A 17,314-nucleotide genomic window follows, 5' to 3' on the forward strand; every position below is an offset into this window, starting at 1 on the left:
GCCGGAGCGCTGGTCGCGCCGGCTCAGTGAAACCGGGCGTTCTGAGCCGTCCGCAGCGCCTACTCTGTCCGCGTGCTCCTCACCAGCGCCCGTCTCGCGCTCCGGCCGTTCCGCCCCGAGGACGCACCCGCCCTCGCCGCTTACCGGTCAGACCCGGACGTCGCCCGCTACCAGGGCTGGGACGCCCCGTTCCCGCTCGACGCCGCCACCCGCATGATCGCCGAGATGACCGACCCCGCCGCACCCGGCTGGTTCCAGTACGCCCTCGACCGCGACGGCACCGTCATCGGCGACGTCGGCGTGAACACGCACGACAACCTCATGCAGGCCGAGATCGGCTACACCCTCGCTCCCGCCCACCAGGGCCGCGGTTACGCCACCGAGGCCGTGCACCGGATGCTGGAGCACCTGTTCACCGACCGCGGCCTGCACCGCGTGTCCGCCGAGACCGACGCGCGCAACGAGCCGTCGGTGAAGGTGTTGCTGCGGCTGGGTTTCCGGCAGGAGGGCCACCGCGTCGAGCACACCTGGACCGGTGGCGAGTGGACGGACGACCTGCTGTTCGGGCTGCTGGCGCGCGACTTCCGGCCGTCCGGCACGACGCCCTGACGCGGGTGAGGCACCAGGGCGGCGCCGGGTGCCCGTCCGGTCGGTGACCGAGCGGAACGAGCACCCGGCGGAGCGGTCAGGCCTCCCGGGACTGGTCCACGGCCACCGCGTCGAGCACCTCGTCGAACGACCCGTACAGCTGGTCCGGCACGGCGTGCAGCGCGTGGACCGTGTCCTCGTCGGCGTTGTTGCGCGAGGCGTGGTCGACCAGCTGGCCCTTGTCGGCCGGGTAGGTGGCGTCCGCCAGCACCGTGCGCAACCGGTCGACCGTGGTCGTGTCGCTCATCGCTCTCCTCCGCATCGGGGTGTGGTGGCCCCCGGCTACCCGTGACCGCGCGGGACTAACCCGCCGGGTGGAGGCCGTGCCCGAACGGGAACAGCGGGTCGTCGTACCCCGCCACGTCCTCCGGGTGCCGCCGGACCTGCTCCATCGAGCGCGGCAGGTCGAACGGCAGCCGTCCCCGCGGCGGGATCGCGCCCGTCAGCGCGTCGGCCAGGGCCTCATCGGTGGAGCCGTAGCTGACGACCAGGGTGGAGGCGATCGGCAGCAGCGGGGTGAGCACCGCGGCGCGGTCCAGGGTCACGTCCACGACCAGCGGGCACGCGGCGGCGATGCGGGCCAGGCGTGCGGGCAGGCCCGGTGGGAACTCCAGCGAACCCTGGTGGAACCACGACTCCAGGAACAGGTCCGAGCGCGGGTCGAACGGCGCCATGAGCCGCACGAGCGCCAGGTCGGCCTCCTGCGGGGTGGCGACGACGGTGCCCAGGCGGGCGGCGGCCTCGGGTGAGACGTTCTCCACGTAGAGCTTCAGGCCGGGCCGCAGGGGCAGGGCCGCCGCCGAGGAACCGTTCTGCAACACGGTGACCGACCGGGCCTGCGCGGCGTGGCCCTCGTCGCGGAAGTCCTGCCGTCCCACCACCTCGGCCGCGCGGTCCTCGTCCACGAACGGGTCGTCGAAGAGGCCGAGCCGGAACTTCGCGGTGAGCAGGCGGCGGGCGGACTCGTCGATGCGGGCCTGCGTCACACGGCCCTGGGCCACGAGGTCGAGCAGCACGTCCACGCACTCCTCGCCGCCGAACTGGTCGGCGCCCGCGTGGAGGATCAGCTCCATCCTGCCGTGCGCGTCGAGGTGCTCGACGCCCCAGGCGCGGGCCGGGAGGACCTTGTCGCCGACGTGGTTGTCCATCACCAGCTCCCAGTCGGTGAGGACCACGCCGTCGAAGCCGAGGTCGCCGCGCAGCATGCCGGTGACCACCTGGCGGTTGTAGCCGAAGCCGACCGCCTCGATCGGCTCGCCGTCGACCTCCAGGCCCACCGGCATGCCGTAGTAGGGCATCACCGCCGCCGTGCCCGCCTCGACCACCGCGCGGAACGGGGCCAGGTGGTCGGCGAAGCGGCCACCGGGGTAGACCTGCTCGCGGCCGTACGGGAAGTGCGCGTCCTCGCCGTCCTTCTGCGGGCCGCCACCGGGGAAGTGCTTGCTGGTGCAGGCGACCGACCCGGCTCCCAGGGACGGCCCCTGGAAACCGCGCACGTACGCCACCGCCAGCTCGGCGGTCAGCGCCGAGGACTGGCCGAACGTGCCGGCCTGCCGCGCCCAGCGTGGTTCGGTGGCGAGGTCGATCGCCGGGTGCAGGGCGCAGCGGATGCCCACCGCGACGTACTCCTGGCGGGCGATGTCCGCGAACCGCTCCACGAGCGCCGGGTCGCCGAGCGCGGCCAGGCCCAGCGACTCGGGCCACTGCGAGAACGCCTTGGCGGTGAAGGAGACGCCGGCGTTCTCCAGGAACGCGTGCCGCGGGTCGGTGGAGATGGTCACCGGGATGCCGTGCGGGGTGCTCTCCGCGATCAGCTGGAGGTTGTTGTGCCAGCGCGCGGCCATGCGCGCGTCGTGCAGCGCGTGAACGTTGAAGTGCGACAGGTGTTTCTGCGTGACCACGACGCTGGTGGGCGACTTGCTGATGGCGCCGGGCGCCTCCTTCACCGTGCCGTCCTCACCCGCCTCGATGACGGTGTGGAACAGCAGACCGGCCTTCTCCTCCAGCGACAGCCGCGCCAGCAGGTCCTCGACCCGGTCGGCCACGGGCAGGCGCGGGTCCTCGTAGGGGTCCATGACGCCGTTGCCGTTGAGGTCGCGGTACTCGACGCCGTCCTCGGATGTCAGCCGAACAGGCCGCATGTCAGAAACCTCCATCACACTCGGCTCGCGCCGAACTCCTCGACACCGATCACCGGGCGCAGCGCGCGTTCGACGGCAGGGGTCGAGAACGCGCGGCGGACCACGTCACGGCACAGGACGTTGCCGATGGCACCCATGACCATCGCCTGGTCCAGGGACAGGTAGCGCCGCGCGACGGTGCCCGACCGCACGGCGACGGCGTCGAAGAAACCGCCGCGGCCGTAGGCGCGCAGGTCCCGTTCGATGCCCAGCAGGTTGGCGTACGCCTCGTCGCGCTCGTGCATCATCGCCAGGAACGCCGCGTGCGGGGTGACCACGCCGTCGCCGTAGGACGGGGTGGGCGCGGTGGCCGGGCGGCACGTGCCGAAGCCGGCGTCGTAGTTCGTCATCTCCTGGTCGGAGAAGTAGCCGTTGGCGCCGTTGCCCGGTTCGTTGCCGGGCCCCATGCCGAGCGCGTCCACGCCGTACTCGCGGTAACCACCGGCCGGGTTGCTCGACGGGCTGAAGCCCCAGAAGCCGTACTTCGCCTCCAGCAGGCCGTGTTCGCGTTGCGCCCGCACGTGCAGCGGGTGGTTGCGGCCCCATGACCGCGGCGCCCACCTGGCCTCGGGCACGAACACGTCCGGCATCAGCTCCTCGAACATCGAGCCGCCCCAGCCGGGCACGATCCGCATGCCGCGGTAGGTGTAGGCGCCTTCGAAGACCTCGATGCCGTAGTAGGTGCGGTTCTCCCCCACCGGCTGCATCTCGTGCCACGACCAGTCGCACGACGCCGGGAACGTCCGCCACATCGCGAAGTACTGCTTCGCCGGCACCTGGCCGGTGATGATGCCGAGGTAGCTGGTGATCCGCGTTTCGGACACGGTGGTGTCGTAGTGGTGGGTGGTCAGCCACACGGGGTCGCCGCCGATGTGCGTGCCCTGGTACACGCCGCCGGGCCGGTCGTGGTCGAACGGGAAGAACCCGCCGTGGATCAGGCCGCCGGGCCGCACCGCGGGGTGCGCGGGGTCGTCACCGGGGTTGTAGAAGGAGTCCCAGCGCATCCGGGCGAAGATCCGGCGCGCGAGGCCCGCCGCCGCGCGGTCGGCCCCGGCCACGACGAGCAGGGCGGCGCCGAGCCAGCCGTTGTCGACGCTGGAGCAGAACGGGTGCACGACGGCGCCGGTGCCGGGCCAGGCGCGCAACGCCTCCCCGGTCTCCTCGTCGTACCAGTTGAAGTACATGCCGCTGGGGACGTGGTGCTCCATCCGGTCCAGGGTGGTGAGCGTGCGGACCAGCCGGGCGGACGCCTCGTCCTTCGAGATGAACCCGAGTTCCCTGGCCACGACGGTCGACCACAGGTAGCCGCCGATGTTGGTCGGCGAGGTGTAGCCGGACCGGTCTGCCGGGGCGAGCGACTCGGGGATGTTGTCGGCGGGCAGGCCGGTGCTCGCCGGGGTCATGGCGACCAGGCTGCGCCACGTGTCGCGGGCCCAGCCGCGAACGCGTTCCCGGTCGAACCCGCGGGCGGCGGACGCGGCCCCGGGCACCACGAGTGCCGCTGTCGTTCCCAGCAGGACGGTTCGGCGGGTGATCCTTGCAGTCATGTGAGACCTCGTCACTTGATGCCGGTGGTCGCGATGCCTTCGATGAAACGCCGCTGGAAGACCAGGAACACGGCCAGCACCGGCACGACGACGATGGTGGCCCCGGCCAGCAGCAGGCCGTACTGGATGGAGTTCTGGCCGGTCGAGTAGAGGGCGAGCGCGACCGGGAGCGTGTACTCGCTCTCCTGCTGCGCCACGACGAGCGGCCACAGGAAGTTGTTCCAGCTGCCCAGGAACGTGAGGATGCCGAGCGTGGCGAGCGCGGGCCCGCACAGCGGCAGCACGATCCTGGCGAAGATCCGCAGCTCGCCCGCACCGTCGACCCGGCCGGCGTCGAGCAGTTCGCTCGGCAGGCCGGCGATGAACTGGCGCATCAGGAAGACGCCGAACGGCGAGACGAGGAACGGCAGGATCAACGCGGGCAACGAGTTCGCCAGCCCGGCGTTGACGACCAGGACGTACAGCGGCACGAACGTGACCACGCCCGGGATCATCAGCGTCGCCATCACGACCAGGAACAGCGTCCGCCTGCCGCGGAACTCCAGCTTGGCGAGCGCGTAGCCGACCATCGAGCAGAACAGCAGGTTCCCGGCCGTCACGGCCACCGCGACGATCGTGGAGTTGAGGAAGTACGTGCCGAACTGCAGCCGGGAGAACAGCTGCGTGTAGTTGTCCAGCGACGCCGTGCCGGGCCACCACGTCGGCGGGTTCGCCCGGATCTCGCCCTCGCCCTTGAAGCTGCCCAGCACCATCCACGCGAACGGCGCGACGACGGCGGCGAACGCGACCGTCAGCGGGACGTAGAGCCACCAGCGGTTCCTCATGCTCAGCCCCTCTCCCGCAGCAGCCGGAACTGCAGGGCGGTGACGACGGCGATGACGACGAAGATCAGGTAGCTCATCGCGGAGGCGTAGCCGTAGTTGCCGAACCCGAACTGCCGGTAGGTGTACATCGACGCGGAGATCGTCGAGTTGAGCGGGCCGCCGTTGGTCATGACGTAGGGCTCCTCGAAGAACTGCAGGTAGCCGATCGCCGTGGTGACCGACACGAACAGGATCGTCGGGCGCAGCAGCGGCAGCGTGATGTGCCGGAACCGCTTGAGCGACCCCGCGCCGTCGATGGACGCCGCCTCGTGCAGCGACGCGGGCACCGCCTGCAACCCGGCCAGGAAGATGATCATCGCGGTGCCGAAGTTGCGCCACGCGGCCATCAGGATCAACGCGGGCATCGACCAGTCCGGGTCGCCGAGCCAGTTCGGCCCGTCGATCCCGAACCAGCCGAGCACGGTGTTGACCAGGCCGAACTCGTCCTGCAGCAGGAACCGCCACACCACCGCGACCGCGACGATCGAGGTGATCACCGGGGTGTAGAAGCCCAGCCGGAAGAACGCGCGGAACCGGGTGATGCCCTTGTCCAGCACCACGGCGGCCAGCAGCGCGATGCCCAGCGTGAGCGGCACGCCGACGAGCACGAAGTACGCGGTGTTCGCGGCGGCCGTGCGGAACAGCGGGTCCGCGAACGCCCGCACGTAGTTCTCGAGCCCGACGAACTCCACCGCGAACGGCGTGCGCAGGTCGCGGTTGCGGGTGTCGGTGAGGCTCATGAACAGCGACTGGAGCACCGGCCAGGCCGTGAACACGAGGAACAGCACGCAGAACGGGACGACCAGGCCCCACGCCGCCCGCTCGACCCCGCGGCGGCGGGCCGCGGCGGGCGAGCTCACCTGCCGGTGCCGATGGAGTCGGCCGCCGACTGGGCCGCCTTCAGCGCGCCGGCCGGGTCGGCACCGGAGCGGGCCACCTTCTCGACCTCGGTGTCGAGCGCGGTGATCACCTGCTCCCAGGTGGCGAAGGTGGGCGGCGACTGGGCGGTGTCGAGCTGCTTGCCGAACGTCGCGAGCTTGGTGTCGGCGGTGAGCGCCGGGTCCTGCCACGCGCTCTTCACCGACGGCAGGTCCGTGGACTGCCGGTACCACTTGACCTGCGTCTTGGCGTCGGCGAGCCAGCTCACGAACTTCCAGGCCGAGTCGCGGTTCTTCGTCTCCTTGAACACCACGAAGTTGGAGCCGCCGACGAAGCTCGACGAGGTCTTCTTGACCGGCATCGGCATGACGTCGTACTTGTCCTTGAAACCCTCACCGCCGAGCTTCTCGACCGCGGACATCATCCAGGGACCGGAGATGAACATCGGCACGCGGCCGCTGACGAAGTCGGGTTCGGTCGTGGGCTGCGCGGGTGCTTCCCCGTCCGCGATGCCCTCGGAGAAGTAGGAGCCGTAGTACTCCAGCGTCTCCTTCAGCTCCGGGCTGTCGAAGTTGTAGGCGGCACCGTCGTCCTTGGTCAGCTGCGCGCCGTTGGACCAGGCGAAGGGCAGCAGCGACTGCCACGAACCGGTTCCGCCCGCCTGCAGGCCGATCCCGAACTTGGCGCCCGCCTTGGCCTGCATGGCCTTGGCCATCTCCTTGAGGCCGGCCCAGTCCTTCGGCGGCGTCTCGAAGCCCGCGGTCTTGGCGAGGTCCTTGCGGTAGTAGACGAGCCGCGTCTCGACGTACCAGGGGATGCCGTAGGAGGTGCCGCCGACCTCGGTGGTGCGCTGCGCGCCGTCGAAGAACGCGCCCTTGTCGATCGACGACGGGGTCGGGTCGAGCGCGCCCATGCCCGCGAACTCCCCCATCCACGTCGAGCCGACCATGGCCGCGTCGGGCGCCTGGCCCGCGGTGATCGCCGAGGTGAACTTGTTGTGTGCGGCGTCCCACGGGATCGCGGTGACCTGGACGTCCACACCGGGGTTGGCCTTCTCGAACTCCTCGGCGAGGGCAGGCAGCTTCTCCCCCTCGGCGCCCATGGCCCAGACGGTGACGGTGCCCGTGGCGGGTCCCTGGGAGATGTCGCCTCCCTGCTGGCCACCGGCCCGGTCGTCACCGCGCCCGCACGCGGCGAGCACCAGCACCAGGGCGGACAGGCCCGCGAGCGACTTGGCGGTCTTGCGCACCATTGGTTTCCCGCTTCCTCTCTGAAGTGGACGGTGTGATCAGGGGCAGCCGCACGACGAGCGCACGACCAGCTGCGTCGGCAACGTCTGCGCGTTCTTCCGCACCGGCTCCCCGCTCACCAGGTCGTGCAGGCGGCTCGCGGCCAGCGAGCCGAGCGCGTGGACGGGCTGGCGGACGGTGGTGAGCCCCGGCCGCACGTACCGCGAGGTCATGACGTCGTCCCAGCCGACCACCGCGATGTCACCGGGCACGTCCTTCCCGGCGTCCTGCAACGTGGTCATGACGCTCAACGCGAGCTCGTCGTTGGCGCACATCAGCGCGTCCACGTCGTGCTCGCCGCGCAGGAGGTCCCGCGCGAACGCGGCACCGTCGGCCTCGCGCAACCCGACCCCGACCGGCTCGGCGGCCGTGCGCCCGCGGTCTTCGTGGGCGGCCACGAACCCCGCGTACCGGTCGCGGATGTCGGGCCCGCTGTCCGGGTCGCCGACGAACAACGCCCGGTGCCGCCCGTGGTCGAGCACGTGCCCGGCCAGCTCCCGCGCGCTCTCCAGGTTCTCCGCCGCGACCGCCTCGACCCCGTCCAGCGGCTCACCGGCGATGACGACGACAGGTTTTCTGGCGTGCAGCAACCGCACCACGTCCCGCGAGATCGCCGCCGCCCCGAACACCGCGATGGCGTCGACCCTGGTGGCGAGCTGCCGCACCGCCGCGGCCAGGTCCGTCCGGCTGTCGGTGAGCACCAGCACGACCGACTGCGCGAGCTCGGCGGCCCGCGCCTCGAACCCCATCAGCAGCTCGGCGTAGTAGGGACCGGACAGCTCCGGCAGCACCAGCCCGTGCGCCTCGTGGTGCCGCACCGCCAGGCTCCGCGCCGCCCCGAGCGGCACGTACCCGAGCTCCTCGACGGCGGTGAGCACCTTCTGCCGGGTCGTCTCGGCCACGACGGTGGCCCCCTGCAACACCCGCGAGACGGTGGCGATGCTGACCCCGGCACGCTCGGCGACCGAGTAGATCGTCGCGCCCGCGGGCTTGGCCTCCTGGGAGGCGTGGTGCTGCTTCGCCATCGTGCTGCCTGCCACCTCGTCGTCGCTGACGGTTCTATGTAAGCGCTTACATGTCACTATTTGTGATGTAAGCGCTTACATAGGCTTGATGAGGCAAATATAGGCACGTGTTGCGGCGGGACACAAGACCGACGACTGCCGGCCAGCTCGCCATGACACCAGAAAAGCGCTGCTCAGGCGCGTGTCGGAAAGTTTCGAGGATTGTCGGTCAGCTGCCCGCCGGGCCAAGGTGCGCGACCGATTGCTGTCCAGGACAGATCCGCCCCGCAACCTGGACAGTGTTCATCCACTGGTGTTTGGATGATTACACACCGTGCTTACAACGTTGTATCCCGGCAGATTGGACCGAGACGTTGACCTCCAGGATCGTCGCCTCCGCCTTGGCCGCCCTGCTGCTCGGCAGCGTGCCCGCCGTGGCCTCGTCCACGGCCGCCGTACCCGACTTCGCGACGGCGGAGGCCGGCAACCCCTTCGTGGACGGGTGGTACGCCGACCCCGACACCGCGTTCTACGAGAACAGGCACTGGGTCTTCCCCACCTCGTCGCGCCCCTACGACGAGCAGACCTACCTCGACGCCTTCTCCTCGACCGACCTGGTCACCTGGACCAAGCACCCGAACGTCCTGACCACCGCGTCCGTCTCCTGGGCCCGCCGCGCCGTCTGGGCACCGGCCCCCGTGCAACGCAACGGCAAGTACTACCTGTACTTCGGCGCCAACGACATCCAGTCCGACTCCGAGCTCGGCGGCATCGGCGTCGCGGTCGCCGACCGGCCGGAGGGCCCGTACCGGGACGCGATCGGCAAGCCGTTGATCGCGCAGTTCGTCAACGGCGCGCAACCCATCGACCAGGACGTCTTCATCGACACCGACGGTCAGGCATACCTGTACTACGGCGGCTGGGGTCACGCGAACGTCGTGAAGCTCAACGCGGACATGACGAGCCTCGGCACGTTCGCGGACGGCAGCACGTACAGGGAGATCACCCCGGCGAACTTCACCGAGGGGTCGCAGATGTTCAAGCGCGGCGGCAAGTACTACTTCATGTGGTCCGAGGACGGCTGGACCGGCCCGAACTACGCCGTGGCCTACGCGATCTCCGACTCCCCCACCGGCCCGTTCACGAAGGTCGGCCGCGTGCTTAGCCAGGACCCAGCGGTGGCACGGGGTTCCGGCCACAACGGCGTGATCAACGTGCCGGGCACCGACATCTGGTACATCACCTACCACCGCCGCCCGTTGAGCAAGTCCGGCGCCAACGACCGCCAGCTCGCCTACGACCGCATGACCTTCAACGCCGACGGCACCATCCAGCCGGTCACCATGCGGGTCAAGGACAACTTCGCCGACGACAACGCGATCGGCTGGACCACCCACGGCGGCACCTGGGCAGCCCGCGCCGGCCGCTACGAGGCCGGCTCGTCGTTCGGCGGGAAGTCGTTGCTGGACACCAACTTCACGAACTTCGTCCAGGACGTCGACGTCATCCCCCGCTCGGCCGCAGGTGACAGCGGCGTCGTGTTCCGCGTGACGCAGGCGGCCACCGGCACCGACAGCTACCGCGGCTACTACGCGGGGATCACCGGCAACGGCCGGGTGGTGCTGGGCAAGGCGGACAACAGCTGGACGCAGCTGGCGTCTGCGCCGGCGACCGTGCGGCCGAACGCGGCGCACCGGCTGCGGGTGGAGGCGGTCGGGTCGTCGATCAAGGTGTACGTCGGGGACCTGACGACGCCGAAGATCTCGGTGACCGACACGAGCTACGCCAGCGGGGCCAACGGGGTGCGCGTGTTCAACACGGGTGCGGCGTTCGACAACTTCGCGGTCGCGCACCGGTGAGCCGTCTGTTGTTACCATCCGGATGTTGACGACATCCAGGAGTGGTGAATGGCGACTCGGCACCTGTACGTGGTGCGGCACGGCGCGGCGGACCCGTTCGGCGAGCTGACGGAGGTCGGGGAACGCCAGGCGCACCTGCTCGGTGAGCGCCTGGCGGAGTCGCCGATCACGGCGGTGTGGCACTCCCCTCTGCCCAGAGCCGTGCGCACCGCCCGGATCCTCGGCACGCACCTGCCGGGGGCGACGGTGGCCGAGGCACCGGAGCTGGTCGACCACGTGCCGCACGTGCCGGAGGACGTCCCACCGGCGTGGGCGGGGTTCTTCGACGGCTACGACGCCGCGGAGGCCGCGGCAGGCGCACGGTTGGCGGAGGCCTTGACCGCGCGGTTCGCCGGGCCGGCCGCTGCCGAGTCGCACGAGGTGCTGGTGACGCACGCCTACCAGGTGGCGTGGCTGGTGCGTGACGCCCTCGGGGCGCCGCCGGCCCGGTGGCTGGGGATGAGCTGCGGGAACGCGGCGTTGACGGTGGTCGAGCACCGGCACGGGAGTCCGCCGGCTTTGGTGGTCTACAACGACATGGGGCACCTGCCGGCGGAGCTGCGGTGGACGGGGTTCGGGCCGGGGCTGCGGCCGTGAGGTGAGGAGGCCGGGTCGCCCGGCTGCGGCCGTGAGGTGAGGAGGCCGGATCGCCCGGCTGCGGCCGTGAGGTGAGGGAGCCGGTTGCCCGGTGGTGCCCTTATCGGCGCAGCACCGCCTGCGCGGCGACCAGCCGCTCGACCTCGCCGCCGCCCCCGGCTCCTCCGACGACCTCGTCCGCCCACCCGAGCAACCGCTCCAGGCGCGAATCCGCCTCTCCCGTCACCACTTCGGGCCGCCCGAGCACGACCTCACCACTCGTCCCGTCCAGCGTGACCACCACACCGGCGGCGAGGGTCAGCTCCCCTGCCCCGACAACGGCCGGCTTCCCCATCGACCGCGCCACCACCGCCGCATGACTCGCCGGCCCACCGCGCGCAGTCACCACGCCGGCCGCCACGGCCAGCCCGCGGATGTCGTCCGGTGATGTCTCCGGCCGCACCAGCACGACGGGACCAGCCGCGGCCGAACGCACCGCGTCGTCGGAGGTCAGCGCCACCCGCCCGGTCGCGACCCCGGGACACACGCCCACGCCTCGCGCCACCACCTCCGTTCCCGCGGCGATCCGCGGCACGCGCACGTGCCGCAGGTGCGAGGGCGACACCCGCAGCAGGGCCTCGGCGCGGGTGATCAGGCCTTCGTCGGCGAGGTCGGTGGCGGTGCGAACGGCGGCGGCCCCGGTGAACCGTCCCGGCCGCACCTGCAGCAGCCACAGCTGGCCGGACTCGAAGGTGAACTCGACGTAGCAGGCGTCGCGGTGGTGCCGCTCGATTCGGTGCAGCGCGTCGTGGAGGTCTTGCCGCACAGGGGGTTCCAGCGCGGTCAGCGGCAGGGTCAGTGACCGGCCGGAGACGACGGCCTCGCCGTGGTGTCCGAAGAGGACCTCGCCGAACGGCGTGCGCGCGCCGGTGCTCGGGTCGCGGCTGAAGGCGACGCCGGCGCCGCTGTGGTCGTCGCGGGTGCCGAACACCATCTGCTGCACCACGACGGCCGTGCCGAGGTCGTGCGGGATGCCGTGCAACGTGCGGTAGGTGCGGGCACGGGGTGTGTTCCACGAGGCGAACACGGACTCGACCGCGTCGTCCAGGGAGGTCGGGTCCACGTCGAGGATCGTGTCCATCATGCCGGGCATCGACACCGCAGCGCCGGAGCGGACCGAGACCGCGGACATCCCCACCACGGCCGCCGCGAGCTCGGCACCGAGTCCGGGTGGAAGCCTGCCGTCGCGCAGGAACGCGCGGCACGCGTCCGTGGTCACGACGACCGCGGCGGGGACGGGCAGGCCGAGGCGGTGCAGCAGGGCCAGGCCGTGCGCCTTGCCGCCCACCACCTCCGGCGGCTCGTGCAGGTCCGCGGAGACCGTCCTCACCCAGCCCATCGCTGGATCCCCATGGTCGCGAGGAGGTCCTCGTGCAGTTCGGCCCACACGGTGTGGAACGAGTCGATCGTGTCGGTGAGGTGGTCCCGCTCGCCCGCTTCCGCGCGGGCCAGGGCGGTGCCGAGGCGGGTCTCGTAGCGGCCGAACCGGGGCAGCGCGGCGGCCAGAGCGGCGATCACGACGAGCGCGCGGTCGTGGAAGTCGCGGAACAGGCCCACGACGCGGTCGTCGTAGGCAGCGTCCGTGTGGTCGTTGATGGTCGTGGCGCCGTCGACCGGGCGGATCTGCCACGCCGTGCAGAGGTCGAGCAGCTCGGGGTTGAGGACGAGGAACTCCTCGAACGCGGCCTTCAGCTCGGTACGGGTGTCGGCCCCGTCCAGCTCGGCGGCGGTCTGCTCGGCGTCGGCGGCCTTGCCGTCCCCCGTCAGCGACCAGCCGCCGAAGTCGCGGTGGTGGGTGACGAGGCCGGCAACGGCGAGGTCGATCAGGTCGGACTCCACTTCGGACGGTGACAGCCCGGTGAACGCGGCCACCCGCGTCACGTTCGTGGCACCGGTGCAGCGCAGGGCGTGCAGCACCAACGGGTTCACGACGTCGCCTCCCGCCTGCGCGCACCGGCCGCGTGACTGGCGCCCAGCCCCTGAGCGCGGGCCACGACCACGCCGTCGCGCACCCGGACCGCCGCCTCCGTGTCGTCGCCGGCGTTCCCGAGCCCGAGCGCGGACGGCACCGCCGCGTCCTCGTCGAGCACCAGCCGTACGTGCCGCCACACGTCGGGCGCGAACACCCGCCGCAGGCAGCCGACGAGGTCGGTGAGCCGCAGCCGCACGAGGCGGCCGGTCTCTTCCTGGTCGCCGGTCACCACGACCAGCACGACCTGTTCGCCGGGCCGCACCGACCGCAGCGCCTCCTCAGCCGCGCCGAGCCGGCCGGCGCCGAGCACCGCGACCAGGCCGTCGGTCAGGTCGACCGGGCCTCCGCCGATCAGGTCGACTAGACCCTCCGGCGCGGTCCAGGCGTCGGCGCAGGTCCGCGCCGGGGCGACGTAGGGCAGGTGCGGTGGCGCCCAGGTGTCCGCGAGGTCGACCTGCGCCAGGTGCCGGCACGCGTGCGCCACGTCGAACGGGTCGCCGAAGCCCGGCGCCGACTCGGCCCGGTGCGCCGCGCCGTCGAGCAACGTCAGCACCACCTGCGCCAGCCGCACCTGTCGCGCGGGACCACCGCGTTCCAGCGCCGTCGCCAGCAGGACCGCCTCCAGCGCCGCGACCTGGGCGAGCACCGGTCCGTGCCGGTCGTCGAGCACACCGTCCAGCGACCTGAGCTGCATCCGCCCGCCCGCGGCCGAGTCGCCCACCAGCGGCAACCGCTCCAGCCACACCCGCGCGAACACGCCCAGCGCGTCGACCGCCGACGACGGCGACACCTCGGCCGGCATCCCGCCCGCGGCACCGGCCAGCTCGATCAGCACGGCGAGGTACAGCGCGCGCTTGCCGGGGAAGTTGGAGTACACCGCGCCACGGGTCAGCTCCGCCCGCTCCGCGATGCGGTCCACCTTGGCCCCGGCGTAGCCGTGCTCGGTGAACTCCTCCTTCGCCGCCGCCAGCACGGACGCCCGCGTGCGCGCCTGTTGCTGTGCCCTCGTCAGCCGCACCATCGGCCACTCCCCGCTACGGTTCAGATGTTGTGAACATCCAGATTACCGCAACGTCCGAATCAGTTCAGGACCGCCGCCCCGGCGGCACATGCTTGAGGGTGGGTCCCGCCGTGGCGCCGCCCGCGACACGAATGGCGGAGCACAATTCATGATCGTCGGCACGCGCACGGGTCCTGATCAAGAACCACACGCGCCGGAGTTTTCGAAAAGAGTTTCGAAACTTCGCCGATTCACGCGTCGGCACAGCGAGTCGGAAGCACTCGCACAAGAGTGAATCCCATGTAGTCGAACATGTCGTTCACCTGGTCGTTCGACAACGATTCGACACGGGTCTTGACAGCTTCAACGGTCCTCCCCGGACCGCACCAAGGCCTGTGAGCAGCGCGAACGCGACCCTTGATCCGTCGAACGGATTCGGTTAATACTGCTCGCAGTTCGGCGTCGGGCGGGGTGGTTTTGGCGCAATCCGCATCGCCCGCACCGGACAGATCAGCAACTGAACCCATTCCACCCGCGAAGCTGCGGGTGCAAACTCAGAAAGCGCCGAATATGACGCTGACAGCGAAGTCAGTCGCACGGGTGACCCTCGTGTCCAGCCTTGTCGCCGCCACCGTCGGTGCCGCGATCATCGCGGCGTCGCCCGCCAGTGGGGCCGCGTCCACACTGGCCGCGGCGGCCCAGCAGAGCGGCCGGTACTTCGGCACCGCGGTGGCCGCGAACAAGCTCGGCGACTCGACCTACGTGGGGATTCTGAACCGCGAGTTCGACATGGTCACCGCCGAGAACGAGATGAAGATGGACGCGACCGAGCCGAACCAGAACCAGTTCAGCTACGGCAACGCGGACCGGATCGTCAACCAGGCCCGCAACCAGGGCAAGCGGGTGCGCGGGCACGCGCTGGCCTGGCACATGCAGCAGCCCGGCTGGATGCAGAACATGTCCGGCACCGCCCTGCGCAACGCGATGCTCAACCACGTCACGCAGGTCGCCACCTACTACCGGGGCAAGATCTACGCCTGGGACGTGGTGAACGAGGCGTTCGCCGACGGCAACAGCGGCGGGCGTCGCGACTCGAACCTCCAGCGCACCGGCAACGACTGGATCGAGGCCGCGTTCCGCGCGGCCCGTGCGGCGGACCCGAACGCGAAGCTCTGCTACAACGACTACAACACCGACAACTGGTCGCACGCCAAGACCCAGGGCGTCTACCGGATGGTGCAGGACTTCAAGTCCCGCGGCGTCCCGATCGACTGCGTCGGCTTCCAGGCGCACTTCAACAGCGGCAACCCGGTTCCGTCGAACTACCACACCACGCTGCAGAACTTCGCGGCGCTGGGCGTGGACGTCCAGATCACCGAACTGGACATCGAGGGCTCCGGCAGCTCGCAGGCCCAGCAGTACCAGGGTGTCACGCAGGCCTGTCTCTCCGTGGCCCGCTGCACCGGCATCACGGTGTGGGGCATCCGCGACACCGACTCGTGGCGCGCCTCGGGCACCCCGTTGCTGTTCGACGGCAGCGGCAACAAGAAGGCCGCGTACAACTCGGTCCTCAGCGTCCTGAACAGCGGAACGGGCGGCACCGACCCCACGACCACGACCACCACCACGACGACCACGACGTCCAACCCCGGCGGCGGGGGCTGCACGGCGACGTACTCCGAGGGTGAGAAGTGGGGCGACCGCTTCAACGGCAACGTCACGGTGTCGGGCACTGACAACTGGATCGTGACGGTGACCGTGAGCTCGCCACAGCGGATCATCGCCACCTGGAACACCAGTGCCTCGTGGGACTCCGCGAACGTGATGACCGCGCGCCCCAACGGCAGCGGCAACACGTTCGGCTTCACCATCATGCACGGCGGCAACTGGAACTGGCCCAGCATCTCCTGCCGGGTCGCCTGATCACACCAGCGGAGGGCCCCGGTGACCACCGGGGCCCTTCCCCCGTCCGCGCTACGCCACTCCGCCGCCACCCGGACTGGACGGAGCAAAGCCATGCACTCCACCGATTCCCGCACGTTCAGAGCAGCCGCGGCCATGGCCGCCGCGGTGCTCGTCACGACAACGGCCGCCGTGGTCGGGTCGCAGTCCGCGGCAGCCGCCGCCGGCTGCAGGGCCGACTACAGGATCGGGTCCCAATGGCAGGGCGGCTTCACCGCCGAGGTCGTCGTCACGAACCTCGGTGACGCGGTCACCGGCTGGCGGCTCGCGTGGACGTTCCCCGGTGACGAGCGGATCACGCAGTCGTGGAACGGGTCGCACACCCAGTCCGGCGCGAACGTGACCGCCGTCAACGCGGCCTGGAACGGTGGCATCGCCACCGGCGCGACCGTCTCGCTCGGGTTCAACGCCACCGCCAGTGCGCGCGCGGCGACCCCGGCGGTGTTCACCCTCAACGGCACCGCGTGCACCGGCACCACCGACCCCACCACGACGACCACCACCACGACCACGACCACGACGAGCACGGACCCCCAGCCGGGCCGGCCCGCGATCGAGAACAACTTCCCCGTCACCCGCGAGGGCGCGTACGGCGACAACCGCTTCACGGTGTTCCGCCCGGCGAACCCGCAGGCGGCCGACCGGCCACTGCCCGTGCTGGCGTTCGGCAACGGCGCCTGCGCGCACACGAACAACAGCGAGGTCACCCGCATCCTGACGTTCGTCGCGTCGAAGGGCTTCGTGGTCGTGGACACCGGCTCGGTCGACGGCTCGCCCAACGGCGTGCCGAGCGGATCGCCGATCCCCTCCCTGCTGACGGACGCGATCACCTGGGCCGAACGGGAGCAGAACCGCTCCGGCGCCGCCCTGCGCCAGCGCCTCGACCTGACCAGGGTCGCCACCGCGGGCCACTCGTGCGGCGGGCTGGAGGCACTGGTCGCCGCGCAGGACCGCCGGGTGTCCGCCGTGATCGCGTTGAACAGCGGTTTCTTCGCCGACGGCGCCTTCGGCTACCCGCGCTCCGAGCTCGGCAAGCTGCACACGCCGGCGCTGTTCATGGACGGCGGCTCCTCCGACATCGCCTACGCCAACAACCAGGCCAACTACGACCTGGCCACGGTGCCGTCCGTGCTGGCGCGGCACCCGCAGGCCGGGCACGTCGGGTTCATCACCGGCAGCCAGCTGACCGACGGCATGACGACGGTCGTGCAGTTCCTCGACATGGTGCTCAACGGCAACCAGACCGCCCGCAACTACGTCCTCAGCCCGTCCGGCCTGGCCGCCAAGGCGCCGTGGGTGGTGGCCAAGAAGAACTTCTGACCCGGTTCCAGACCCCGGCAGTTCCAGACCCCGGCAGGGCGGGGGCCGCCGCAACGCCGTGACGGCGCAGGGGCGCAGGGCGCACCCGCACGGCGTTGCGGCGTCGGGCTGCGCGG

Annotated in this window: 15 protein-coding genes; 5 read left to right on the plus strand and 10 right to left on the minus strand. The window is 71.0% G+C overall.

All coding sequences use genetic code 11. From position 1 onward, the window contains the following. Positions 1-72: 72 nt before the first annotated feature. Entirely contained in the window at positions 73-609 is a 537-nt protein-coding gene (locus AB0A63_RS01460) for a GNAT family protein (protein WP_360384038.1), read from the plus strand. A gap of 76 nt (positions 610-685) precedes the next feature. Here the strand turns inward: AB0A63_RS01460 and AB0A63_RS01465 are convergent, their stop codons facing one another. From AB0A63_RS01465 to AB0A63_RS01495, 7 genes are read right to left on the minus strand one after another with little or no spacing between them, the layout of a single operon-like run. Next, the gene (locus tag AB0A63_RS01465) at positions 686-895 is read right to left on the minus strand and encodes a DUF2795 domain-containing protein (RefSeq protein WP_360384040.1); all 210 of its coding nucleotides are present in this window, start codon (positions 893-895) and stop codon (positions 686-688) included. A 55-nt stretch (positions 896-950) separates the two neighbouring features. Further along, positions 951-2,789: a glycoside hydrolase family 3 N-terminal domain-containing protein gene (locus AB0A63_RS01470; RefSeq protein ID WP_360384043.1), complete on the minus strand. Its 1,839-nt coding sequence runs from the start codon at positions 2,787-2,789 to the stop codon at positions 951-953. A 14-nt stretch (positions 2,790-2,803) separates the two neighbouring features. Further along, positions 2,804-4,375, minus strand: coding sequence for a glucoamylase family protein (locus AB0A63_RS01475; protein WP_360384045.1), 1,572 nt, complete (start codon positions 4,373-4,375; stop codon positions 2,804-2,806). Positions 4,376-4,386: 11 nt separating this feature from the next. Then, on the minus strand, positions 4,387-5,199 hold the full coding sequence (locus AB0A63_RS01480; RefSeq protein WP_360384049.1) for a carbohydrate ABC transporter permease: 813 nt from the start codon (positions 5,197-5,199) through the stop codon (positions 4,387-4,389). Between the two features lie 2 nt (positions 5,200-5,201). Further along, on the minus strand, positions 5,202-6,098 hold the full coding sequence (locus tag AB0A63_RS01485) for a sugar ABC transporter permease (RefSeq protein ID WP_360384052.1): 897 nt from the start codon (positions 6,096-6,098) through the stop codon (positions 5,202-5,204). Next, entirely contained in the window at positions 6,095-7,369 is a 1,275-nt protein-coding gene (locus tag AB0A63_RS01490; protein WP_360384055.1) for a sugar ABC transporter substrate-binding protein, read from the minus strand. The genes AB0A63_RS01485 and AB0A63_RS01490 overlap by 4 nt, the downstream gene beginning before the upstream one ends. Positions 7,370-7,405: 36 nt before the next feature. Next, the gene (locus AB0A63_RS01495) at positions 7,406-8,488 is read right to left on the minus strand and encodes a LacI family DNA-binding transcriptional regulator (RefSeq protein WP_360384057.1); all 1,083 of its coding nucleotides are present in this window, start codon (positions 8,486-8,488) and stop codon (positions 7,406-7,408) included. A gap of 296 nt (positions 8,489-8,784) precedes the next feature. Here AB0A63_RS01495 and AB0A63_RS01500 point away from each other — a divergent pair, with 296 nt between their 5' ends. Together AB0A63_RS01500 and AB0A63_RS01505 are read left to right on the plus strand one after the other, a co-directional pair. Then, positions 8,785-10,269 (plus strand): family 43 glycosylhydrolase, encoded by a 1,485-nt coding sequence (locus AB0A63_RS01500; RefSeq protein ID WP_360384060.1) that lies wholly within the window; start codon positions 8,785-8,787, stop codon positions 10,267-10,269. A gap of 48 nt (positions 10,270-10,317) precedes the next feature. After that, complete coding sequence (locus tag AB0A63_RS01505) at positions 10,318-10,905, plus strand: histidine phosphatase family protein (RefSeq protein WP_360384063.1); 588 nt, start codon at positions 10,318-10,320, stop codon at positions 10,903-10,905. Between the two features lie 100 nt (positions 10,906-11,005). On the opposite strand, the gene AB0A63_RS01510 is transcribed toward AB0A63_RS01505, so the two are convergent. From AB0A63_RS01510 to AB0A63_RS01520, 3 genes are read right to left on the minus strand one after another with little or no spacing between them, the layout of a single operon-like run. Then, entirely contained in the window at positions 11,006-12,283 is a 1,278-nt protein-coding gene (locus AB0A63_RS01510; protein ID WP_360384066.1) for a PEP/pyruvate-binding domain-containing protein, read from the minus strand. After that, positions 12,271-12,873: a transcriptional regulator gene (locus AB0A63_RS01515; RefSeq protein WP_360384068.1), complete on the minus strand. Its 603-nt coding sequence runs from the start codon at positions 12,871-12,873 to the stop codon at positions 12,271-12,273. Before AB0A63_RS01515 ends, AB0A63_RS01510 begins: the two co-directional genes overlap by 13 nt. Continuing rightward, complete coding sequence (locus AB0A63_RS01520; protein WP_360384070.1) at positions 12,870-13,937, minus strand: helix-turn-helix domain-containing protein; 1,068 nt, start codon at positions 13,935-13,937, stop codon at positions 12,870-12,872. Before AB0A63_RS01520 ends, AB0A63_RS01515 begins: the two co-directional genes overlap by 4 nt. 549 nt (positions 13,938-14,486) lie before the next feature. Between AB0A63_RS01520 and AB0A63_RS01525 the strand changes: the two genes are divergently transcribed. Both AB0A63_RS01525 and AB0A63_RS01530 read left to right on the plus strand, forming a co-directional pair. After that, positions 14,487-15,839, plus strand: a complete 1,353-nt coding sequence (locus AB0A63_RS01525) for an endo-1,4-beta-xylanase (protein ID WP_360384073.1) — start codon at positions 14,487-14,489, stop codon at positions 15,837-15,839. Between the two features lie 93 nt (positions 15,840-15,932). After that, positions 15,933-17,198: a cellulose binding domain-containing protein gene (locus tag AB0A63_RS01530; RefSeq protein ID WP_360384076.1), complete on the plus strand. Its 1,266-nt coding sequence runs from the start codon at positions 15,933-15,935 to the stop codon at positions 17,196-17,198. Positions 17,199-17,314: the final 116 nt, after the last annotated feature.

The organism is Lentzea sp. NPDC042327 (genome assembly GCF_040647275.1).
Taxonomy (GTDB): Bacteria; Actinomycetota; Actinomycetes; order Mycobacteriales; family Pseudonocardiaceae; genus Lentzea.